The sequence below is a fragment of the Micromonospora sp. NBC_00389 genome, from assembly GCF_036059255.1.
GTDB lineage: Bacteria > Actinomycetota > Actinomycetes > Mycobacteriales > Micromonosporaceae > Micromonospora.
In genome coordinates this window covers 7,066,634-7,088,116 of record NZ_CP107947.1, presented here as the reverse complement: position 1 = coordinate 7,088,116, position 21,483 = coordinate 7,066,634, and the positions used below count along the sequence as shown (strand labels likewise).

At 71.1% G+C, this 21,483-nt stretch carries 16 protein-coding genes; 5 read left to right on the top strand and 11 right to left on the bottom strand.

Annotation, left to right across the window (positions count from 1 at the left end; translation table 11 throughout):
* Nucleotides 1–10 precede the first annotated feature (10 nt).
* The 3 genes from ngcE to OG470_RS33485 are packed head-to-tail and all read left to right on the top strand — an operon-like array spanning nucleotide 11 to nucleotide 3,305.
* Entirely contained in the window at nucleotides 11–1,447 is a 1,437-nt protein-coding gene (gene ngcE, locus OG470_RS33495) for an N-acetylglucosamine/diacetylchitobiose ABC transporter substrate-binding protein (RefSeq protein ID WP_328418656.1), read from the top strand.
* 20 nt (nucleotides 1,448–1,467) lie between these two features.
* Entirely contained in the window at nucleotides 1,468–2,376 is a 909-nt protein-coding gene (locus OG470_RS33490) for a carbohydrate ABC transporter permease (RefSeq protein ID WP_328418655.1), read from the top strand.
* Complete coding sequence (locus tag OG470_RS33485) at nucleotides 2,376–3,305, top strand: carbohydrate ABC transporter permease (RefSeq protein ID WP_328418654.1); 930 nt, start codon at nucleotides 2,376–2,378, stop codon at nucleotides 3,303–3,305. The genes OG470_RS33490 and OG470_RS33485 overlap by 1 nt, the downstream gene beginning before the upstream one ends.
* 36 nt (nucleotides 3,306–3,341) lie before the next feature.
* Here the strand turns inward: OG470_RS33485 and OG470_RS33480 are convergent, their stop codons facing one another.
* Both OG470_RS33480 and OG470_RS33475 read right to left on the bottom strand, forming a co-directional pair.
* On the bottom strand, nucleotides 3,342–5,108 hold the full coding sequence (locus OG470_RS33480) for an ABC transporter ATP-binding protein (protein WP_328418653.1): 1,767 nt from the start codon (nucleotides 5,106–5,108) through the stop codon (nucleotides 3,342–3,344).
* Nucleotides 5,105–6,895, bottom strand: a complete 1,791-nt coding sequence (locus OG470_RS33475) for an ABC transporter ATP-binding protein (protein WP_442931229.1) — start codon at nucleotides 6,893–6,895, stop codon at nucleotides 5,105–5,107. The genes OG470_RS33480 and OG470_RS33475 overlap by 4 nt, the downstream gene beginning before the upstream one ends.
* A gap of 149 nt (nucleotides 6,896–7,044) precedes the next feature.
* Between OG470_RS33475 and OG470_RS33470 the strand changes: the two genes are divergently transcribed.
* Together OG470_RS33470 and OG470_RS33465 are read left to right on the top strand one after the other, a co-directional pair.
* Nucleotides 7,045–8,754, top strand: coding sequence for a bifunctional 3'-5' exonuclease/DNA polymerase (locus tag OG470_RS33470; RefSeq protein ID WP_328418652.1), 1,710 nt, complete (start codon nucleotides 7,045–7,047; stop codon nucleotides 8,752–8,754).
* Nucleotides 8,755–8,895: 141 nt separating this feature from the next.
* Entirely contained in the window at nucleotides 8,896–9,489 is a 594-nt protein-coding gene (locus tag OG470_RS33465; RefSeq protein WP_328426735.1) for a nucleotidyltransferase family protein, read from the top strand.
* Between the two features lie 104 nt (nucleotides 9,490–9,593).
* Here the strand turns inward: OG470_RS33465 and OG470_RS33460 are convergent, their stop codons facing one another.
* From OG470_RS33460 to OG470_RS33420, 9 genes are all read right to left on the bottom strand, one after another.
* Complete coding sequence (locus OG470_RS33460; protein WP_328418651.1) at nucleotides 9,594–11,003, bottom strand: GH1 family beta-glucosidase; 1,410 nt, start codon at nucleotides 11,001–11,003, stop codon at nucleotides 9,594–9,596.
* The gene (gene yicI / locus OG470_RS33455) at nucleotides 11,000–13,240 is read right to left on the bottom strand and encodes an alpha-xylosidase (protein WP_328418650.1); all 2,241 of its coding nucleotides are present in this window, start codon (nucleotides 13,238–13,240) and stop codon (nucleotides 11,000–11,002) included. Before yicI ends, OG470_RS33460 begins: the two co-directional genes overlap by 4 nt.
* Nucleotides 13,237–14,130 (bottom strand): carbohydrate ABC transporter permease, encoded by an 894-nt coding sequence (locus OG470_RS33450; protein ID WP_328418649.1) that lies wholly within the window; start codon nucleotides 14,128–14,130, stop codon nucleotides 13,237–13,239. Before OG470_RS33450 ends, yicI begins: the two co-directional genes overlap by 4 nt.
* A gap of 1 nt (nucleotide 14,131) precedes the next feature.
* Nucleotides 14,132–15,100 (bottom strand): carbohydrate ABC transporter permease, encoded by a 969-nt coding sequence (locus OG470_RS33445; protein WP_328418648.1) that lies wholly within the window; start codon nucleotides 15,098–15,100, stop codon nucleotides 14,132–14,134.
* 67 nt (nucleotides 15,101–15,167) lie between these two features.
* Nucleotides 15,168–16,472 carry an ABC transporter substrate-binding protein gene (locus OG470_RS33440; protein ID WP_328418647.1) on the bottom strand — a complete coding sequence of 435 codons (1,305 nt, stop codon included), beginning with the start codon at nucleotides 16,470–16,472 and terminating at the stop codon, nucleotides 15,168–15,170.
* A gap of 85 nt (nucleotides 16,473–16,557) precedes the next feature.
* Nucleotides 16,558–17,616, bottom strand: coding sequence for a LacI family DNA-binding transcriptional regulator (locus OG470_RS33435; protein WP_328418646.1), 1,059 nt, complete (start codon nucleotides 17,614–17,616; stop codon nucleotides 16,558–16,560).
* Nucleotides 17,617–17,976: 360 nt separating this feature from the next.
* On the bottom strand, nucleotides 17,977–18,888 hold the full coding sequence (locus tag OG470_RS33430; protein ID WP_328418645.1) for an amidohydrolase family protein: 912 nt from the start codon (nucleotides 18,886–18,888) through the stop codon (nucleotides 17,977–17,979).
* Nucleotides 18,885–19,694 carry a metal-dependent hydrolase gene (locus tag OG470_RS33425; protein ID WP_328418644.1) on the bottom strand — a complete coding sequence of 270 codons (810 nt, stop codon included), beginning with the start codon at nucleotides 19,692–19,694 and terminating at the stop codon, nucleotides 18,885–18,887. Before OG470_RS33425 ends, OG470_RS33430 begins: the two co-directional genes overlap by 4 nt.
* Before the next feature lie 102 nt (nucleotides 19,695–19,796).
* Nucleotides 19,797–21,431 carry a serine/threonine-protein kinase gene (locus OG470_RS33420; protein WP_328418643.1) on the bottom strand — a complete coding sequence of 545 codons (1,635 nt, stop codon included), beginning with the start codon at nucleotides 21,429–21,431 and terminating at the stop codon, nucleotides 19,797–19,799.
* Between the last annotated feature and the right edge of the window lie 52 nt (nucleotides 21,432–21,483).

Here is a 21,483-nt window from a genome sequence, read left to right as displayed (position 1 = left end):
AGAGACGACGATGTCGATTACCCCCGAGCACCCGGCCGCACTCGACCGTCGCACGGTGCTGCGTCGCGCCGCCGCCGTGGGCATGCTTGCCACTCCGGCCATCGGCCTGCTCAGCGCCTGCGCCACCAGCGGCGGCGACGAGGAGAACGAGCAGGTCGCCGGCGGCACCAAGAGCGCCACCAACCCGCTCGGCGTCAAGGACGACGCACCGATCGAGGTGGTCATCTTCAACGGCGGCTACGGCGAGAAGTACGCCACCGACGTGCACGAGCCGCTGTACAAGAAGGCGTTCCCCAAGGCGGAGATCAAGCACCAGTCCACCCAGGCGATCTCCACCATCCTCCAGCCGCGCTTCGCCTCCGGAAAGCCGCCGGAGTTCGTGAACAACTCGGGCGAGAAGCTGATGGACTTCGGCGCGCTGGTCGCCGACGGTCAGCTGCAGGACCTCACCGAGCTGTGGGACGCCCCGTCGGTCGACGACCCGGCCAAGAAGGTCCGCGACACCGTGGTGCCCGGCACCATCGAGGCGGGCTCGTTCAACGGCAAGCCGTACGTGCTGTACTACGTCTCCACCGTCTTCGGTATCTGGTACTCCGGCAAGCTGTTCAAGGACAACGGCTGGGCGCCGGCGAAGACCTGGGACGAGTTCATCACCCTGCTCACCGCCATCAAGGCCAAGGGCATCACCCCGTACGGCTACGCCGGGGCGAACGCGGCCTACTACCAGTGGAACGTGATCCTCACGCAGGCCGCGAAGATCGGCGGCGTCGAGGTGCTGAAGAACATCGACAACCTGGAGGACGGCGCCTGGAAGCAGGACGCGGTCAAGCAGGCGGCCACGGCGTGGGCCGAGGTCGGCTCGAAGTTCATCGACAAGAGCTTCGAGGGGCTCAAGCACACCGACGTGCAGCTGCGGCAGAACCAGTACAAGGTGGGCCTGTACCCCAGCGGTGACTGGCTGGAGGGCGAGCAGAAGAAGGACACGCCGTCCGGCTTCGAGTACCAGCTCATGCCGGTGCCGAGCCTGACCGCCTCGGACAAGCTGCCGGCCACCGCGCTGCGGGCCACCGCGGGCGAGGGCTACTTCGTCTCGGCGAAGAGCGCGAACCCCAAGGGCGGCCTGGAGTACATGCGCCAGATGCTCTCCAAGGCGGGCGCGAAGGGCTTCACCGAGGTGGTCAAGGCCCCGACCGTGGTCACCGCCGGCTCGGAGGGCTTCGCCTTCCCGCCCGGTGTGGCCAGCTCGCAGGCCGCGCTCAAGGCGGCCGGCCAGGACGTGTTCAACCTGTACTTCGACGGCTGGTACAAGGAGCTCGACACGGAGGCGCGCACCGCCACCAACGAGCTGATGTTCGGCCGGATCAACGCGGACGCGTACCTGGAGCGGATCCAGAAGCGCGCCGACGCGATCAAGAAGGACAGCTCGGTCGCCAAGTTCAAGCGCTGATCGATCGGAGCGTAGGGGTCATGCGGCACGGCAAGTATCCATTCGTGATCGGGTTCCTGTTTGCCCCGGTCACGCTGTACGTGGTCTTCGTCATCGCGCCGTACGCGCAGGCGTTCCAGATCTCGATGACCAACTGGCGGGGGCTGTCGGCCCCACAGTGGGTGGGCTTCGACAACTACCGGAGGCTTCTCGACGACGGCGCCTTCTGGAAGGCGGTCCAGCACCACGGCGTACTGCTGCTTGCCCTGCCGCTGATCACCATCGCCATCGCGTTGTTCTTCGCCTTCCTGCTCAACGTGGGTGGCAAGAGCAGCGGGGGGCAACGCCAGGGGGTCTGGGGGGCGAAGTTCTACCGGGTGGTGTTCTTCTTCCCCCAGGTCCTGGCGGTGGCCATCATCGCGGTGCTGTTCCAGATGGTGTACCGGCCGAACGAGTCCGGCCTGATCAACGGCGTGTTGATGAAGCTCGGCTTCGACCCGGTGCTCTTCCTGGTCCGGCCGAACCTGGCCCTCTGGTCGATCATCGCGGTGCTGGTCTGGCAGGCCGTCGGCTTCTACGTGGTGCTCTTCTCGGCCGGGATGGCCTCCATCCCGGGTGAGATCTACGAGGCCGCCGAGATGGACGGGGCGACCAAGGTGACCCTGTTCTTCCGGGTCACGCTGCCGCTGCTCTGGGACACCCTCCAGGTGGCCTGGGTCTACCTGGGCATCGCGGCGTTCGACGCGTTCGCCATCGTCGCGGTGCTCTCGGTGGACGGCGGCGGCCCCGACGGCGCCACCACGGTGCTGGCCATGGAGATCTACCGCAACGCGTTCGTCTACTCGAAATACGGCTACGCCTCGGCCATGGGCGTGGCCCTGTTCTTCCTGACCCTCACGTTCGCGGCGCTGACGCTGCGGCTCAGCAAGCGGGAAAGCGTGGAGTACTGATGAACCCGCAGTCGACGCTGCCGCCGACGCCGGCGGCGAAACCGCCGAAGACCGGCGACCCGGGTGCCTCCGGTGGGCGAGGGCGGAAGGGCCCCCGCTCGGAGGTACGGTTCTTCGCTGGCCTGGGGCACATCGCGCTCGCCGTGTGGGCGGTGATCGTGATCGTGCCGATCCTCTGGACCTTCCTCGCCGCGTTCAAGAACACCAGCGAGATCTTCAGCAGCCCGTGGACACTCCCGGCGGAGTTGCGGTGGGAGAACTTCGGCCGGGCCTGGACCAAGGCGAACGTCGGTCGGTACTTCCTCAACAGCGTCATCGTGGTCACGTGCAGCACCTTCGGCACGATGCTGCTCGGCTCGATGGCGGCGTACGTGCTGGCCCGGTACAAGTTCTGGGGCAACCGGGCGATCTACTACCTCTTCGTCTCGGGGTTGGCCTTCCCGGTCTTCCTGGCCCTGGTGCCGCTCTTCTTCGTGGTGAAGAACCTGGGCCTGCTGGACACCCACACCGGGGTGGTGCTGGTCTACATCGCGTACTCGCTGCCGTTCACGATCTTCTTCCTGGCCGCGTTCTTCAAGACGCTGCCGTCCTCGGTGGCCGAGGCGGGGTTGATCGACGGCTGCGGGCACACCCGGCTGTTCTTCCAGGTCATGATGCCGATGGCGAAGCCGGGCCTGATCAGCGTGGCGATCTTCAACATCATCGGTCAGTGGGCGCAGTACCAACTTCCGCTGGTGCTGCTCTCCAATTCGAAGGACAAGTGGGTGCTCACCCAGGGCATCGCGGACATCTCGGTCAACGCCGGTTACGAGGCGGACTGGTCCGGGTTGTTCGCCGCGCTGACCATCGCCATCCTGCCGATGATCATCGTGTACGCGGTCTTCCAGCGTCAGATCCAGGCCGGCCTCACCTCCGGCGCGGTGAAGTAGCCGCCGCTCAGTAGGCGTGGGTTCCGGAAGGAGTGGTCAGGATGGCCACTCCTTCCGGGACTGCGGACGCTCGTCGGCGTGCCACGAGTGCCAGAGGGCGGCGTACGCCCCGCCGGCCGCGACGAGATCGTCGTGGCTGCCGATCTCGGTGATCCGGCCGTCCACCAGGACGGCGACCCGATCAGCGTCGTGCGCGGTGTTGAGCCGGTGCGCGATCGCGATGACGGTCCGCCCGACGAGCACGGCGGCCAACGCCCGCTCGGTACGCCGGGCGGTGGTCGGATCGAGCGCGGCGGTCGCCTCGTCCAGGATCAGCGTGTGCGGGTCGGCGAGCACCAGCCGGGCCAGTGCCAGTTGCTGGGCCTCGGCCGCGCCCAGTTGCCGGGCACCGTCGCCGAGCGGGGTGTCCAGGCCGTCGGGCAGCTCGGTGTACCAGTCGGCGCCCACGGTGGCCAGCGCGGCGCGCATCTGCTCGTCGGAGGCGTCCGGCGCGGCGAAGGCGAGGTTGTCGCGTACCGAGCCGATGAAGACGTGGTGCTCCTGGGTGACCAGGGCGATCCGGCGACGACGCTCGGCGGGGTCGAGGTCGGTCACCGGGCACCCACCGATGCTGACGACGCCGCGGCGCGGCGCGTCGATCCCCGCCAGCAGCCGGGCCAGGGTGGACTTGCCCGCCCCGGACGGTCCGACGACGGCCAACCGCTCGCCGGGCCGTACCTCCAGATCGATGCCGTGCAGCACGTCGTGCCCGCCGGCGTAGGCGAACCGCACCTGGCGCACGACGAGCCGCTCACCCCGCGACGTGGCCGTCGTGCCGGGCGGCTCCGGCGGGACCAGGCCCACGCCGAGCACCCGGGCGAACGACGCGAAGCCGCGCTGCGCCTGCTCCGTCCACTGCAGCAGCCGGTCCAGCGGATCGATCGCCTGCTGCAGGTAGAGCGCGGCGGCGATCACCGCGCCGAGCGAGACCATCTCCCGGGAGAGCAGGTACCCACCGACGAGCAGGACCATGGCGATCGGCAGCGGATAGCTGGCCTCCACCACCGAGAAGAACACGGTGCGCAGCGCGAGAGTCGCCCGCCGGGCCCACCACACCCGCGTGATGCGAGTGGTGCCGTGCCCGATCCGGTCGTCGGCCAGCCGCAGCGCCTCCACGGTCCGGGCACCCTCTGCGGTGGTGGTCAGCGTCTCGGTCAGTTCGGCGGCCGCCGCCCCCTCGGCGAGGTACGCGGAGGTGGCCCGCCGCAGGTACCAGCGGGTCACCGCCCAGATCGACGGCAGCCCGGCCAGCGCCGCCAGCCCGAGCAGCGGGTGGAGCAGGAAGACCGCCCCGAACAGCAACGACAGCTGCACCGACGCGATGACCATGGTGGGCACCACGTCCCGGACGGTGGTGCCGACCGTCGACACGTCGACCGAACTGCGGGTGGCCAGGTCTCCGGAGCCGGCCCGCTCGACGACCGAGACGGGCAGCCCGAGTGTCCGGTCGACGAACTCCTCGCGCAGTTCGGCGACGGCCCGCTCCCCGAACCGGTGGCCGGCGTACTGGGCGTACCGGGAAAGCAACGCGCTCACCAGGACACAACCACCGATCGCCAGCGCCAGTCGGTCCACCGTGGCCACACCCGCGCCCGCGGTGACCCGATCGACGATGGTGCCCAGCAGCCAGGGCGGGGCGAGCCCGGCTACCGCCGCGGCGCTGTGCAGCGCCAGCACGACGCCGACCGCGCGCCGGTGCCGGCCGATCAGGTCACGCAGCGCCCGGCGGACGGTGCCGCGCTCGGCCACCGGCAGCCGGCTCACGGATGGACCCCCGCAGCGTCGGCGGACCGGTCGATGTCGGGATCGGCGCTGCCCCGGGCCACCAGGTACCGGTACCCGGGGTCCTGGTCGAGCAGGTCGGTGTGGGTGCCGGTGGCGACGATCCGGCCCGCCCGCAGGTGGGCGACCAGGTCGGCCCGGCTCAGCAGCAGCGGCGACGTAGCGAGCACGATGGTGGTCCGCCCGGCCCGCGCGCTACGCAGCCGGTCGGCGATCCGCGCCTCGGTGTGCGCGTCCACCGCCGATGTCGGGTCGACGAGGATCAGCACCTCCGGCTCGGCCAACAGCGCCCGGGCCAGGCGTACCCGCTGGCGCTGACCGCCGGAGAGGGTGCGGCCTCGGGCGTCGATCACCGTGTCCAGGCCGGCCGGCAGGGCATCGACGACGTCCTCGGCCGACGCGGCCCGCAGAGCCGCGCGGATCCGGTCGTCGTCGGCCTCCGGCCGGGCATCGTGGTCGGCTCCCGACCGGGCATCGTCGTGGCGGCCGTCCGGCGGGGACAGCAGGATGTCGCGCAGCGTCCCGGCGAAGAGGTACGAGTCGTGGTCGGCGACCAGGATCCGGGCCCGGACCTCGTCCAGGGCGATCCCGGTCAGCGGCACACCGCCCCAGGTGGACTCGCTGGCCACGTACCGGCCAAGTCGATCGGCCAGTGCCAGCGCCGCCGCCGGATCGTCGGCGGCCACGCCGGTCAGCCGGCCGGTACGGACGGTCAGCCCGGTCACCGGGTCGTGCAGGTCGGCGGGGCGGTCGGGCGCGGCCCTGACATCCGGCCTTCGTGGGTCGGGCACGGTGCCCCGGCCCCGCCGACCCGGGCCGCCGACGTCGTCCGGGGTGAGCTTGAGCAGGGCCACGATCCGCCGGGCGGCGACCCGGCCGCGAATCAGCTGGTGGCTGCCCTCCAGCAGGAACCAGACCGGCACGATCAGGGTCGCCACGTAACCGTAGACGGCGACCAACTCGCCGACCGTGACGTCACCGGTCACCGCCATCCGAGCAGTGAGCCACACCACCGCCGCCAGGAACAGCCCGGGGATGGCCACCGTCGCCGCGTCGATCCAGCTGTTGACCGCGCCGACGCGGTAACCCTCGGCGAGCAGGTCCCGGGATCTGGCCGCGTACCGGCGAGCGAACAGGTCCCGGCCGCCCACCCCGGCGAGCACTCGCAGCCCGGCCACGATGTCGCCGGATCGGGCGGTGAGCGCGCCCTGTTGCGTCCGGTAGACCGATTCCGCCCGTTCGAGGCGGCGTAGCAGCGGCCCGACGACCAGCGCGACCGCCGGCACTCCCAGCAGCACGCAGAGCGCGAGGACCGGGGAGATCGACCAGAGCAGCACGGCGATGACCGCGTACGCGACGACCGCGCCGACCCCCGGCCCGGTCAGCGTCAGCACCTGCGCCGACCAGTCGATGTCGGAGCCGCCGATGGTGGCCACCTCGCCTGCGGCGGCCCGGCGCGGCAGTACCGCGCCGATGCGGGACACCTGGCGCAGCACGACGGCCGCCGAGCGGGCCTTGGCGTCCTCCCGGATGAAGGTCATCGTGCGGTGTCGCATGATGCCCAGGTACGACAGCCCGACGCCCGCCACGACGATCGCCGCGACCCAGAGTGCCAGGGCACGGCTGTCGTGTGCGCGCAGCCCGTCGTCGACGGCGCGGGCGATCAGGTAGGGCCGGAGGGACAAGCCGACCATCCAGGCCGTTCCGAGCAGGCTGCCGCGCAGCACCCGCCAGGGCTGGCGGCGGACCAGCCACCAGAGATAGCGCATTGGCCCCCCGGTGTCCGGAATGCCAGGGTCGGAATGCGGGATCTGCGGGGGCACCCGGCCACGCTACCGAGCCTTCCCACGATCCACTGTCCGGTTTTCGCGCGCCCGACCGCGCGCGCCGGCCCGGTTTCGATGGATGGGCTCGGCCGATGTCACAGGGGCGAGGCAGAATCGCATCCGTGCTGGTGGCGATGGTGTCCGACGAGCGGGGCGGGGGAGAGTTGCGCCCGCTGGATGCCGCCGGCCGGCCCGCCGGCCCGACCGAGATCGTCACCGACCTGACCGCCGCGGTGGCCAGGTGGGAGGCCGCCGGGCATCCGCGCTGGGTGTGGCCGACCGCCGGTGCGGTCTACCCGGCGCTGCTGCGGGCCGGGGTGCGCGTCGAGCGCTGCCACGATGTGGAGCTGACCGAGGCGCTGCTGCTCGGCCACGCCGGCCGCTGGGGCGAGCCACGATCGTTCGCCGCCGCCTGGGCCCGGCTCAGCGGCGCGCCGGTGCCGCCCGATCCGCCGCCGCGCCCGGCCGCTCCGCCCGGGCACGGTCAGGGCGCGCTCTTCGACGCGCTGCCCGGCCCGGCCGGCCCGGGCATCGACGCCCTGATTCAGGTGTACGCCGACCAGCTCGCCCGGATCGCCGACACCGAGCACCCGGGCCGGTTCCGGTTGCTGGTGGCTGCCGAGTCGGCCGGCGCGCTCATCGCGGTGGAGATGGGCATCGCCGGGCTGCCCTGGCGGGCCGAGGTGCACGACGCCATCCTCGGCGAGCTGCTGGGTGAGCCGTCTCCGGTCGGCGGCCCGCCGCGCCGGCTGGCCGAGCTGGCCGCCCGGATCGCCGACGCGTTCGGCGTCCGTCGGCTGCACGCCGACTCCCCGGCGGAGCTGCTGAAGGCGTTCGCCCGGGTCGGGGTGGAGCTGCCCAACACGCGGGCCTGGGTGCTGCGTGGGGTGGACCATCCGGCGGTGCCGCTGGTTCTGGAGTACAAGGAGCTCTACCGGATCTGGACGGCGCACGGCTGGTCGTGGCGCGAGCAGTGGGTCCGTGACGGGCGGTTCCAGTCGGAGTACGTCCCGGGCGGGGTGGTCTCCGGCCGCTGGGCCACCCGGGGCGGTGGCGCTTTGCAGATCCCCAAGGTGATCCGCCGCGCGGTGGTGGCCGACCCGGGCTGGCGGCTGGTGGTCGCCGACGCCGGTCAGTTGGAGCCCCGGGTGCTGGCCGCGGTCTCGGGCGACGCCCGGCTGGCGGCGGCGGGCGGGGCCGGCGACCTGTACGCCGCACTGGCCCGGGACGCCTTCGCCGGTGACCGTGCCAAGGCCAAGGTTGCCCTGCTCGGGGCGATGTACGGGCAGACCGGCGGGGCCGCGGTGCCCGCGCTGGCGGTGTTGAAGCGCAGCTACCCGACGGCGTTCGGTTACGTCGAGGCGGCGGCGCGCACCGGTGAGGCGGGCGGGTTGGTGCGCTCCTGGCTTGGGCGCACCTGCCCGCCCGGCTCAGCGGGGTTCGGCGACCCCGATGACGTGCCGACCGACCCGGATGGCGCAGCCGACCGGCAGAGTCCTCGGGCTCGCGCCGCGCGGTCGCGGGGGCGTTTCACCCGTAACTTCGTCATCCAGGCCACGGCTGCGGAGTGGGCCTCCACGCTGCTGGCGACGCTGCGCACCGAGTTGGCCGGCACCGACGCCGAGCTGGTCTTCTTTCAGCACGACGAGGTGATCGTGCACTGTCCGGCGGCGCAGGCCGAGGCGGTGGCGGCGGCGGTGGGCCGTAGCGGTGAGCGGGCTGCGGGGCTGCTGTTCGGCGACACCCCGGTGCGGTTTCCGCTGGATCTGTCCATCGTCGACTGCTACGCCGACGCGGCATAGCGCACAATTTTCCTATTTGCCCCGCTACCCGGGGCTGGCCGCACTCGTTGCATCCGGTGTCCGTAGGACGGGATGGACCGGGTACCGCCGTGCCCGGTCCGTTCCACGGTGGAGGGGGCGCAGCTGAACCGGATCGCAGGAATGATCATCGCCGCGGGCGGGGGGCGCCGCATCGGTGGTCCCGAGGCGCTGCTGCACCAGGGGGAGAAACCCCTGGTCAACCAGATGATCGACACGATGACCGAGGCGGGCTGCGAGCAGATCGTGGTCGTGCTGGGTGCCGCCGCCGAACAGGTCCGGGAGACCGCCGACCTGGGCAAGGCAACGGTAGTGATCAACAAAGCGTGGGGCACCGGGGTCGGCTCGTCGATCCGGGCCGGCCTGGCCGCCATGGATGACGAGGGGATCGAGGCGGTGGTGGTGGTCCCGGTCGACATGCCGGGCCTGACCGCGGTCGCGGTCCGGCGGGTGGCCGCGCTGCCGTACCCGGATGTGCTGGTCTGCGCCACCTACGACGGGCTGCGCGGCTACCCGATGCTCTTCGGCCGTCGGCACTGGTCCGGCATCGCCACCCTGGCCAGCGCCGACGTGGGCGCCCGGCCCTACCTGTTGGCGCACAAGGACCAGATCGTCGACATCGCGTGCGACTCGGTGGCCGACGGCAGCCGGGTCGACACCCCGGAGTTGATGGCGCTCTACGGGCTCACCGTTCCGCCGCAGCGCGTCGGCGTCTGAGCGCCGGTCGAACCGGTCCGTGGCCGCGCCGTGACCCGGCCGGCCGGCCGGGCGGGCAGTTGCCCGTCGGGTCGGCCGGCGCGGGGATGACCCGGCGGCTGCCGTCAGTCCGTCGGCTGGTCCGGCGTCCCGGTCTCGACCAGGCGCCGGTACCAGTGCGCACTGTCCTTCCAGGTGCGCTCCTGGGTGTCGTAGTCGACCCGGATGATCCCGAACCGCCGGTCGTAGCCGTAGCCCCACTCGAAGTTGTCCAGCAGCGACCAGACGAAGTAGCCCCGGACGTCCGCGCCCTGTTCGCGGGCGTCCGCGATGGCGGCGATGTGCCGGCGCAGGTAGTCGACACGCCGCTCGTCGTGCACCGTGCCGTCGGCCGACACGACGTCGTCGAACGCCGCGCCGTTTTCGGTGATCATCAGGGGCTGGCCCGGGTACTCCTGGCGTAGCCGCAGCAGCAGGCCGGTCAGCGCGGCCGGGTCGATGTTCCAGCCCATCGCCGTGTGGGGGCCGGGCTGGGGCAGGAAGTCGACGTCGTCGGCGCCCACCCACGGTGAGTGCGCCGAGGCGCCGTGACCGTCGGCGTCCGACCGGGCCGAGTGCCCGTCCCAGGCGCGGACCAGGGTGCTGGAGTAGTAGTTGACGCCGAGCACGTCCAGCGGCACGGCGGCCACCTTCTCGTCGCCGTCGCGGACGAACGACCAGTCGGTGACGCTCGCCGTGTCGGCCAGCAGGTCGGCCGGGTACGCCCCGCCGAGCATCGGCCCTAGGAACGACCGGTTGGCCAGCGCGTCGATGCGCCGCACCGCGTCGGCGTCCGCTGCCGAGTCCGACTCCGGACGGATCACGTGCAGGTTCAGCGTCACCGAGAGTTCGGCCGTCGGCGCCAACTCCCGCACCACCCGCCCGGCCAGGCCGTGCGCCAGGTTGAGGTGGTGCACCGCCGCCAGCGCGGCGGCCGGTTCGGTGCGCCCCGGGGCGTGCACGCCGGAGGCGTAGCCCAGGTACGCCGAGCACCACGGCTCGTTCAGCGTTGTCCAGGTGTGCACCCGGTCGCCGAGCGCGGCGACGATCCCGGCCGCGTACTCCTCGAAGCGCAGCGCGGTCTCCCGCGCCGGCCACCCGCCGGCGTCCTCCAGCTCCTGCGGCAGGTCCCAGTGGTACATGGTGGCCACCGGGTGGACCCCGCGCTCCAGCAGGCCGTCCACGAGCCGCGAGTAGAAGTCCAGGCCGGCCTGGTTGAACCGGCCGGCGCCACCCGGCTGCACCCGCGGCCAGGAGATGGAGAACCGGTACGCGCCCAGGCCCAGCCCGGCGGTGTGGTCCAGGTCCTGCGGCCAGCGGTGGTAGTGGTCGGCGGCCACGTCACCGGTGTCGCCGTTGTGCGTCCGACCGGGGGTGTGGCTGTAGGTGTCCCAGATGGACGGCCCGCGGCCGTCCTCGGTGGCCGCGCCCTCGATCTGGTACGCCGCCGTGGCCGAGCCCCAGACGAAGCTCTCCGGGAAGGTACGGGACGTCATCGCGCCGCCACCTCGGTCCCGGCCACCACGCAGTGGTACGCCGACGAGGCGCCCGCCACCAGTTCGGCGGTGGCGACGCCGTCGCGGAAGCTCACCTCGAACTCCGTTCCGGGCCCGTCCCCGGGCGACGGGATCCGTACCCGTTGGCGTTGCCCCTCCGCCGGTGTGTAGAGCCGCAGTTGCACGCCGTCCGCCCATTCGTAGTCCGGCCGGTCGGAGCGCGCCCCGAACGGGATGATCGCGCCCGGCCGGGCGAGCACCGGGACGCTGTCGAACTCGTGCTTCTCGGTGACCCAGGCCGGGCCGGTGAGCTGCGCGCCGGTGACCAGGTGGGTCCAGGTGCCGGCGGGCACGTAGAAGGTGACCTCCCCGTCGGCGCTGAGCACCGGCGCGACCAGCACGTCGGAGCCGAGCATGTACTGCCGGTCCAGGTGCGCCGCGGCCGGGTCGTCCGGGAACTCCAGGATCATCGGCCGCATCATCGGCACCCCGTCGCGTTGCGCCTCCTGCGCCGCGCCCGCGAGGTACGGCATCAGGCTGAGCTTGAGCCGGGTGAAGTGCCGCAGCACGTCAACCGCCTCCTCGTCGTACGCCCACGGGACCCGGTACGAGCCGGAGCCGTGCAGGCGGGAGTGCGAGGAGAGCAGCCCGAAGGCGATCCACCGCTTGAACACCGTCGGGTCGGGGGTGCCCTCGAAGCCGCCGATGTCGTGGCTCCAGTAGCCGAAGCCGGACGCGGCCAGGGACAGCCCGCCGCGCAGCGACTCGGCCATCGCCACGAACGTCGACTCGCAGTCGCCACCCCAGTGCACCGGGAACTGCTGGCCTCCGGTGGTGGCCGAGCGGGCGAACAGCACCGCCTCGCCCTTTCCGCGCTCGGCCTCCAGCAGCTCGAAGACCGCCTTGTTGTAGAGGTAGGAGTAGTAGTTGTGCATCCGCTGCGGATCCGAACCGTCGTGCCACACCACGTCGGTCGGAATGCGCTCACCGAAGTCGGTCTTGAAGCAGTCGACGCCCATGTCCAGCAGCGCCTTGAGCTTGCCGGTGAACCAGCGGACCGCGTCCGGGTTGGTGAAGTCGACCAACGCCATGCCGGCCTGCCACTTGTCCCACTGCCAGACCGACCCGTCGGCGTTGCGGACCAGGTAGCCGGCCTCGCGGCCCTCCTCGAACAGGTACGAGCGCTGCGCGATGTACGGGTTGATCCAGACGCACACCTTCAGGTCGCGCTCGTGCAGCCGGCGCAGCATCCCCTCCGGGTCGGGGAAGGTCGCCGGGTCCCAGACGAAGTCGACCCAGTGGAACTGGCGCATCCAGAAGCAGTCGAAGTGGAACACCGACAGCGGCAGGTTGCGCTCGGCCATTCCGTCGACGAACTCGGTCACCGTCTTCTCGTCGTACGAGGTGGTGAACGACGTGGACAGCCACAGCCCGTACGACCAGGCGGGAACCCGGGCGGGTCGGCCGGTCAGCGCGGTGTAGCGGCGCAGCACGTCCTTCGGGGTGGGCCCGTCGATGACGTAGTAGGTGAGCGACTGGCCCTCGACGCTGAACTGGGTCTGCGTGACGACCTCCGAGCCCACCTCGAAGGAGACGTGCTCCGGGTGGTCCACGAACACCCCGTAGCCGGCACTGCTCAGGTAGAACGGCACGTTCTTGTACGCCTGCTCGCTGGCGGTGCCGCCGTCGGCGTTCCAGATGTCGACGGTCTGGCCGTTCTTCACGAACGGGCCGAACCGCTCGCCCAGCCCGTACACCGTCTCGCCGACGCCGAGGGCGAGCCGCTCGTGTACGTGCCGGCGGCCCTCGCCGTCGGTGACGATGCCGACGCTGCGCCCGGTGGACGCGGTGACCAGCCGGTCGCCGTGCAGGAAGTCGACCCGCCACCCGTCGATGAGCGCGACCCGGGCGGTCAACTCGCCGGTGGTCAGCGACGCGCTGATCCCGGTGACGTCGACGTGGATCGGGTGCTCGTCGTCGGTGGCCAGCCCGAAGTGCGGCTCCTGGGGCAGCCCGCCGCTGTGGTGGCCGATGGTCACGCCGACGACGCCGGGGGCGGGGGAGAAGAACCGGACGGTGACCACCGGCCGGTTGAGGGTGTCGCCGCGTCCGGTGATCTGACCGGCCGGCGCGAAGACGGTGAAGCCGCGCTCGTCCGGCTCGACCGATTCCACTGTGCCGGGGCGCAGCACGCTGACCCCCGGGCGCAGTTGCCAGTACCCGTCGGTGAACTTCACTTCTCGGCTCCTGCCGTGATGCCGCGCGCCAGAGTGCGCTGGAAGATGAGGAAGAAGATGATGGCCGGCACCAGGCTGATCAGCGCGCCGGCGTTGGTGGTCGGGGCGTCCATCAGGCGGTCGCCCTGCAACGACGCGAGCGCGACCGGGATGGTCTGCGTCTGGTTGTCGATCAGCATGACCAGCGGGATCAGGAACTCGTTCCAGGTCCAGATGAAGAAGAAGATGAGCAGCACCGCGAGGGTGGGCCGCAGGTTGGGGAAGACCACCCGCCACAGGATCGTCCACTTGCCGGCGCCGTCCAACGAGGCGGCCTCCAGCAGTGAGCGCGGGAACGTGCTCATCACCGAGGCGAGCAGGTAGGTGCCGAACGCGCTCTGGATGACGGTGAAGATGATGATCACCGAGAGTTGCGTGTTGTAGAGGCCGACCTGCTTCGCGACGTAGTAGAGCGGGTAGATCAACGCTTCCTGCGGCAGCATGTTGGCCAGCAGGAAGAGCCCGACGATCCAGAGGCGTCCGCGGACCCGGCCGATGCCCAGGGCGTACGCGTTGAGCAGTGAGACTGCCACGCCGAGCACCGCCACGGAGCCGGCGATGAGCGTGGAGTTCCAGAGCTTCAGCGGGAAGTTCACTGTGGTCCAGTACGTCCGCAGACCCGTGGTGTAGAACTCCGTCGGCCAGCTCAGCGGGCCGCCGTTGGAGTAGTCGCTGGGCGATTTGAACGCGTTGAGCAGCATGAACGCGAACGGCACCAGCATCACCAGCGCGCCCAGCGTGACCAGGGCGAGCACCACCCAGCGGCTGACGCCGCGGTGGTGCCGGTCGCGGACCGGACGGGTCCGGGGCGGGGCGGGCGCGCGGTCCGCCGGAGTGAGCGTGACGGCCATGTCAGATCCCCCGGTCCCGGCGCTCGCTGCGGTACTGCATCCAGATGAACAGCACGGCCACCACCACGATGATCAGGGTGAGCACTGTGGAGATCGCGGAGCCGTAGCCGACCTGGAGCTTCTTGAAGAACGTGTAGTACGCGAAGTACGAGGGCACGTTGGTGGCGTTCTCCGGGCCGCCCCGGGTCAGGGCGAAGATCGGCCCGAACACCTTCAACGCGGCGATCGTGCAGGTCAGGGCCACCACGAAGGTCTCCGGCCGGATCTGCGGAAGGGTGATCGCCCGGAACCGGTGGACCCAGTTCGCGCCGTCGACCTCGGCCGCCTCGTACAGCTCGGGGTCGACCCGCTGCAGCGCCGCCATGAAGACGACCACCGGGTAGCCGATCTGCACCCAGATCATCACCGCCATCACGGCGGGCAGCGCGGTGTCCGGGTCGCCGAGCCAGTCATGGCGTAGCGCGCCGAGACCAACCGCGTCGAGCAGACTGTTGAACGCGCCATCGGGGCGCAGGATCCAGCCCCAGACGATGCCGGCCACCACGACGGGCAGCACCTGCGGGAGGTAGAACGCGGCCCGCAGCGCGGCGGCGGTACGCGGCCGGAACCGGCGGCCGATGATGTCGAAGAGCACCGAGGCGAGCACCAGCCCGAGCAGGGTGGGCACCACCACCATCGCGATGAGCATCGCGACGGTGTTCCGGAACGACGCCCAGAACACCTCGTCGTGCAGCAACTGCTGGTAGTTGTCCAGGCCGACCCAGGTGGGGTCGCCGACCCCGGACCACTTGGTCAGCGACAGGTAGCCGGTGCCGACCAGCGGTGCGCCGATGACCAGGATGAAGAGCACCGCTCCGGGGAGCAGGTAGAGCCAGTACGAGGCGTTGCGGCCGCGACGTTTCCGGCCTGGCGCGGGCTGAGTCGGGGTCGTCGCCGGGTGTGCGGCGGCGACGGTCTCGGAGACTGCCATGGAAGATCCTTCCCGGCGGGGCGGGCGGGCGCGCCGGTCGTGCCGGTCACGCCCGCCGCTCGCCGTGTCACTTGCCGGTGATCTCCTTGACGCCGTCGGCGTACGGCTTGGCGATCGAGTCGAGGACCTGGTCGGGCGACTTGGAGCCGTTGATCAGGCCCTGGAAGCCGGATACCAGCACGTCGTAGTAGCCGGGAACCGGCCAGTCCGGGTAGAAGGCGAGGCCGTCCTGCTTGCTGACCGTGTTGAAGTCCTCGATCAGCTTGCGGTCCTTGGGGTCGCTGATCTTCGCCGGGTCAGCGGCGACCGGCACGCCACCGTTGTTGCCGATCAGGTCCTGGATCTCCGGACGCAGGGTGATGTCGATGAAGTCGTACGCCAGGCCCTTGGCCTTGCTGGTCGCCGGGACCACCCAGAGGTTGCCGGACGAGCCGGCCTGCAGGGTGTTGCCGGGGAAGAGGAACGTGTCCCAGTTGGCCTTCATCTCGGCCTTGAACCGGCCGTACCACCAGCTACCGGAGACGATCATCGGGGTCTTGCCGCCGATGAACGCGGTGCCCATGTCCTCGGCCTTCAGGCTCGCCGAGTCCTTGGCGACGTAGCCCTTCTTCACCCAGTCGGCGAAGGTCTCCGCGCCGGACTTCAGCGGGTCGGCCTTGAAGTCGACCGGATTCTTGTAGAGCTGGTAGTTGTCGACGAACTGCCGGTCCGCCTTGGCCAGCGCCAACTGGTAGAAGAGCTGACCGGCCGGGTACTCGGCGCCCGCCATGCCCAGCGGGGTGACGCCCTTGCCGACGAAGGTGTCCATCGCGGAGGTCATCTCGGCCATGGTGGTCGGGACCTTGATGCCGTGCTGCTGGAAGAGGTCCTTGTTGTAGTAGACCGTCACGTACTCGCCGTAGTTCGGCACGCCGAACCAGTTGCCCGAGCCCATCACGCCCTTGTCGCTGTAGCGGGCGGTGGTCTGCAGGCTGGGGCTGAGCTTGCCGGCCCAGCCGCGCTTGTCGGCCTCGGCGCTCAGGTCGGTGAGCAGGCTCTGGGAGGAGAGCAGGCCGGCGGTCGCGTTGCCCTTGTTGTACTCCATCACGTCCGGACCCTCGGACGAGTTGATGATCATGCCAGCGTTCTGCTGGATCTGCTCGAACGCCTTGCGCTCGAAGCGCACCTCGACGCCCGGGTGCTCGGCCTTGAAGATCTCGATCGACCGGTCCCAGGCGACCCCCATGGCACTGTTGGCGCTCTCGTAGTGCCACAGTTTGAGGGTCTTGGCCCCGCTGTCGTCCCCGCTGTCCCCACCGCCGCACGCGGCCATGGTGGTCGTCGCGGTCGCTGCCAGGGCGAGCGCGGCGACGATTCGGCGGAATCGCTGCATTGCTATCCTCCTCATTGAGTATCTAGCCGGTACTTCACTGGGCCCGTCGTCGCGTTGCAGCGCGGCGGCGGGCCGTTTTAGCTGGTCAACCCCCGTCGGTCGGTGACCGCCCGGGTGCGTCCGGTGCTGGCTGTCGTGGCACGGCGGTCGATCCCCGGACTTCCAGCGCGCACGGCAGCAGTTGCTGGTGGCGCTCGTCGCCGGACCCGTCCAGGTGGCGCAGCAGCGCCTCGATGGCGATCCGACCCATGGCCGAACCGGGAGACGTCATCGCGGTCAACGCCGGGGTGGCCAGCTCGGCGACCTGCCGTGAGGTGACCATCGAGACGACCGAGACGTCCTCCGGCACCGAGAGCCCTCGGCCGGTCAGCTCGCCGAGGATGCCGAAGATCGCGGTCTCGTTCATGGCCAGCACGGCGGTCAACTCCGGTGCCTGCGCGAACGCGGCGGCCAGGGCCGCCCGCCCGCCCGCGGCGCTGTCCTCGGCCGGGATCATCACCGGCTCCAGGCCGTGCCCGGCCATCGCCGACACAAAGGCGTCCCGGGTACGCAGCGCGGGACCGTAGCCGCTGGCCAGGGTGGCGGCCGAGTGGTTGACGTAGACGATGCTCCGGTGACCCAGCCCGACCAGGTGGGCGACGGCCTCCCGCACGGTCTGCTCGAAGTCGATATCGACGTAGGAGAGCGCGGTGGTGTCGCCGGTGCGGCCGATCAGGACCAGCGGAACGCCGGCCTCCTGGAGCACGGTGACCCGCTCGTCGGCGAGCTGCACCTCCATCAGCACGACCCCATCGAGCATCCGCTGGCTGGCCAGCCGCCGCAGGTCGTCGAGGTCGCCGCCGCCGACCGGCGAGAGCACCAGGTGGTAGCCGGCGGCGCTGGCTGCGGCTGCGGCGCCGGTGACGAAGGCGGTCTCGGTCGCACCGAGGCCGCGCTCGTCCATCGGCATCAGCAGGCCCAGGATCCGGCTGCGCCGGCTGGCCAGGCCGCGGGCCATCGCGTTGGGCTGGTAGTCCAGCTCGGCCATCGCGGCGAGCACCTTGTCCCGAGTGGCCTGGGAGATCGGCCGGGTGCCGGTGAGCACGTACGACACGGTGCTGACCGAGACCTGGGCGAGGCGGGCTACGTCGTGCATGGTGGCCATCGCGCACCTCCTCCGGCCGGGCGTGGGATCGCTCCCGAATAATCGTCGAAGCGTTTCGACGAAGCGTTTCGACAGACGCTAGGCCACCCGTTACGACGACGTCAATAGCCGATGTCGAAAAGAAAGTCGGGCCGCCCTGAGGCCCCTCGGTGCTGCCCGTACTGGCCGCGCCGCGTCCCCCGCCCGCCCCTGGTGGCGCGCCGAACGCCATGGTCACGCTCGATCCTGGATGTAGTCGCCTCGTACCGCACCGGAGGCCACTACATCCAGGATCGGGCACGATCTTGGATGCGACGGCACCCGACGGGCCGCGCACCCGACGGCGGCGCCCTGCCCACCCGGGCGGCGGCGGCCGCGGGGTCAGGAGAGGTCGAACAGGGCGGCGGCGCTGTCCCAGCAGACCGCGCGCAGCCAGTCGTCGCCCAGGTCCAGCCGGGCCAGCCCGGTCAACTGATCGGCGTACGGGTAGGGGATGTTCGGGAAGTCGCTGCCCAGCAGTACCTTGCCCGCCAACCCCAGCTCGCGCAGCCGGGGCAGCTCGTCGGCCGGGAAGGGTACGAACCGGTCGAAGAACGGGGTGAACGCCATCGTGGTGTCCAGCCGAACCCGCTCGTACGCCTCGGCGAGGTCCAGGAACGCCCGGTAGTCGGGGGCGCCGAGGTGCGCCACCACGGCGGTCAGCCGGGGGTGGCGGGCCAGCAGGGCGGCAAACGGCTCGGGTCCGGTGTGCGTGGTCCCCACCGGGGCGTGCCCGGCGTGCACCACCACGGGCACACCCGCGTCGGCGAGCATCCCCCACACCCGGTCCAGGTCCGGGTCGGTCGGCGAGAAACCGCCGACCTGCACGTGCACCTTGAACAGCCGGGCCCCGCCGATCAGCGCGGCCTCGACATAACCGGGAGCCTCCGGCTCCGGAAAGAACGTGGCCGAGGGCAGGCATCCCGGTGTGGTCCGGGCGAACTCCAGCGTCCAGCGGTTCAGCTCCGCCGCCATGCCCGGCCGGTGCGGGTACGCCAGCGCGCCGAACGCCCGTACCCCGAGCCGGCGCAGGTGCGCCACCCGGTCGGCGTCGCTCCACCGGTAGCGGATGGGCCACTCGGTGCCGACCAGCGGCCCCGCCGCGTCGAAGTACTCCCACACCCGGCGCAGCAGCCGCGGTGGCAGGAAGTGCACGTGCACGTCGGCCAGCCCGGGCAGCCCGAGCGCGCGCCAGAACTCCGGCACCTGCTCATCCGCCGCTGGCGGTGACTGCTGCGGCACCGGGTCGGTCATATCTCGATGTTGAACCGTTGCAGCACCGAAGGAGCGATCAGACCCGCGGTGGAGAGCAACGCGACCACGGTCAGGACGGCGCGCAGCACGACCACCTCGGTCTTGCTGCCGGTACGCAGCGCGATGCTGTTCGGCAGGCCGATCATCGTCCACATCCGCCGTCTGATCGGGATCGGCCAGAGGATCGGCACCCCAGCCCGGGTGATCATGTCGCCGAGGATGTGCACGAAGCAGCCCACCCCCACGGCCACGCCGATCAGCGGATAGCCGCGCCCGCCCGGGAGGTTGACGAAGGTGAACCAGGCCGCCCCGGCCGAGGCGAGGGTCACGATCACCCAGCCGGCCCGCTCAGCCCAACCGTCGAACAGCCCACGCAGAGCCAGGCCGAACATGAAGAACAGGATGGTGATCACCGCCCACTTGCCGTACGCGGTGCAGAGCGCGGTGGTGCCCCAGCCGACCAGCAGGGTGAACGGGATGGTGTGCGTCAGCGTCCGGTGCCCGTTGTTGCGCCGGGGATCCTTGCTGAGCTTCGTCGCATAGTAGACCCCGAGCGAGATCTTCTCCATCACCTCGGCGACGAAGAGCGAGAAGACCCCGAAGGTGCGGGCCACGGTGGCGCCGCCCTGGTTACGGGTCACCTTGCCCGACAGGTCGAGGTCGGGAAAGAGCGCGCCGCCGGCGCACACGGCGGTGCCCACCGCCAACGCGAGCGGCGACTGCTGGTAGTCAGCGAACTGGTCCAGTGCCCAGGACCCGGCCAGCCATACCGCCGCGCCAGACAGCGCGTGCGACGGTCCCATCATGTCGGCTCACCCTCCCCAGGGATCTTGAGCGCCAAAACTACGCCACTGTAGTCAGCGTCGGCGCCGCAGGGGCATCACCCGGACGGTCCACAACGGACAGTCTCAGAGTGCGGGGGTGAAGCTCTGCCGGATCATCGGCAAGTATGTCGCGTTGACCTGCCAGTCGAACTCTTTTGTCAACCACGAGACGGTGTAGGCGCGCCCAGCCGAGGTGTTAGCCAGCAACCGGAAACTGTGCACCCGGTCGCCGGCCGCGTTCTCCCAGGCGCACTCCCAGATCGCGCCGCCCTCGAAGATGTCCAGCGCGGAGATGTCCACCTTGCGATAGCCCGGTAGCGCCTCGCCGCCGGTGAGCCGGGCCTCCTCGGCCCGCCAGTACGCCACCGGATCGGGTCGGGCCGGCCCAGCCTCGACGCTGAGCACCCGAGGGCCGTCGGGCTCCCGGAAGCAGGTCACCGCCTCCTCGGTCCAGCGCAGCCAGGTCACCGGCGCGGCGATCCGGAAGCCGGCCGGGTCGTCGTGCCAGGTCCAGCCCTCCACCAGCCGGTACCGTGCGCCAGCCGGCGGCGGCACCGACGGCACCGGGACGGCAGCCGGCGGCGGGGGCGTCGCGCAGGCGAACGCGGCCGGCCGGGAGGTGGTGACGCCGCCCCCGGAGCCGGACGGCGGCGTTCGTCCGTCCCCGCGGTTCATCAGTGCAAGCGTGACGCCCACCGCGGCAAGCAGCGTGGTGACGGTGGCCGCACCGCCCAGGGCGAGCAGCCGCCGACGTCGGCGGCCGGGAAGGGGCGCCGGCCGGCGTCGCCGGCTCGCCCGGTCGGCGGGCTGGGCCGACTGGTCGATCAGAGCGGGCACGGCGGCGCGGCCTGCTTTGCGCACCGCCGCCACCGCCGCGGAACGGGCCGGCTCGGCGGGCTCGTCGTCGTCCGTCGCCGCGCTCCGCAGCAGCGGCTCCACCTCGGCGGCGGTCAACCGCCGCCAGGGGTCACGCTGCAACAGCCCGGTGAGCGCGGGACGCAACGGCCCGGCACGGCGCATCGGGTCGGGCGGTTCGGTGGCCAGCGCGCTGAGCGTGGCCATCGCACTCGACCGGGCGTACGGCGAATGCCCCTCGACCGTGGCATAGAGCGTCGCGCCCAGCGACCACAGGTCGGTACGCGGGTTCGACACCCCGTCGCGGGCCCGCTCCGGTGCGACGAACTGCGGCGAACCGAGCACCATGCCCGGCCCGGTCATCGCCCCGTCGCCGCCGTCGAAGGTGGCCAGCCCGAAGTCGGTGAGCACCACCCGACCGTCGTCGGCGACCAGCACGTTGTGCGGCTTCACGTCGCGGTGCAGCACCCCGGCGCTATGCGCGGCCCGCAACGCGGCGAGCACGGCCAACCCGATCCGGGCGGTGCGCTGCGGGCTCAGCGGCCCCTCGTCGCCGATGATCTGCTGCACCGAGCGGGACGGCACGTACTCCATCACGATCCAGGGGCTCTCCCGATCGTGCACGACGTCGTAGATGCGGACCACGTTATGGTGGTTGAGCCGAGCGGCGGTGCGCGCCTCGCGCAGCGTCCGCAGCCGCAACTCCGCGCGCTCGGTCTCGGCCAGCCAGGACGGCGGCACGACCTCCTTCACCGCGACGTCGCGGTGCAGCATCTCGTCGCGGGCCAGCCACACCCGGCCCATCCCGCCGGTGCCGACCAGGTCGAGCAGCCGGTACCGACCCGCGATCAGCAACTGCTGCACGGACGCTCCCCCTCGGTCACCCCGGGTTACACGATAGCCACCGACGCGGGTT

Excerpts from the sequence above, each read along its gene's own strand:
- OG470_RS33475 (WP_442931229.1), bottom strand. The coding sequence starts at position 6,895 with ATGCGCTATCTCTGGTGGCTGGTCCGCCGCCAGCCCTGGCGGGTGCTG.
- OG470_RS33450 (WP_328418649.1), bottom strand. The coding sequence starts at position 14,130 with ATGGCCGTCACGCTCACTCCGGCGGACCGCGCGCCCGCCCCGCCCCGG.
- OG470_RS33440 (WP_328418647.1), bottom strand. The coding sequence starts at position 16,472 with ATGCAGCGATTCCGCCGAATCGTCGCCGCGCTCGCCCTGGCAGCGACC.
- OG470_RS33490 (WP_328418655.1), top strand. The coding sequence starts at position 1,468 with ATGCGGCACGGCAAGTATCCATTCGTGATCGGGTTCCTGTTTGCCCCG.
- OG470_RS33425 (WP_328418644.1), bottom strand. The coding sequence starts at position 19,694 with ATGATGGGACCGTCGCACGCGCTGTCTGGCGCGGCGGTATGGCTGGCC.
- OG470_RS33470 (WP_328418652.1), top strand. The coding sequence starts at position 7,045 with ATGTCACAGGGGCGAGGCAGAATCGCATCCGTGCTGGTGGCGATGGTG.
- OG470_RS33445 (WP_328418648.1), bottom strand. The coding sequence starts at position 15,100 with ATGGCAGTCTCCGAGACCGTCGCCGCCGCACACCCGGCGACGACCCCG.
- OG470_RS33465 (WP_328426735.1), top strand. The coding sequence starts at position 8,896 with ATGATCATCGCCGCGGGCGGGGGGCGCCGCATCGGTGGTCCCGAGGCG.
- OG470_RS33430 (WP_328418645.1), bottom strand. The coding sequence starts at position 18,888 with ATGACCGACCCGGTGCCGCAGCAGTCACCGCCAGCGGCGGATGAGCAG.
- OG470_RS33460 (WP_328418651.1), bottom strand. The coding sequence starts at position 11,003 with ATGACGTCCCGTACCTTCCCGGAGAGCTTCGTCTGGGGCTCGGCCACG.
- OG470_RS33485 (WP_328418654.1), top strand. The coding sequence starts at position 2,376 with ATGAACCCGCAGTCGACGCTGCCGCCGACGCCGGCGGCGAAACCGCCG.
- ngcE (WP_328418656.1), top strand. The coding sequence starts at position 11 with ATGTCGATTACCCCCGAGCACCCGGCCGCACTCGACCGTCGCACGGTG.
- OG470_RS33435 (WP_328418646.1), bottom strand. The coding sequence starts at position 17,616 with ATGGCCACCATGCACGACGTAGCCCGCCTCGCCCAGGTCTCGGTCAGC.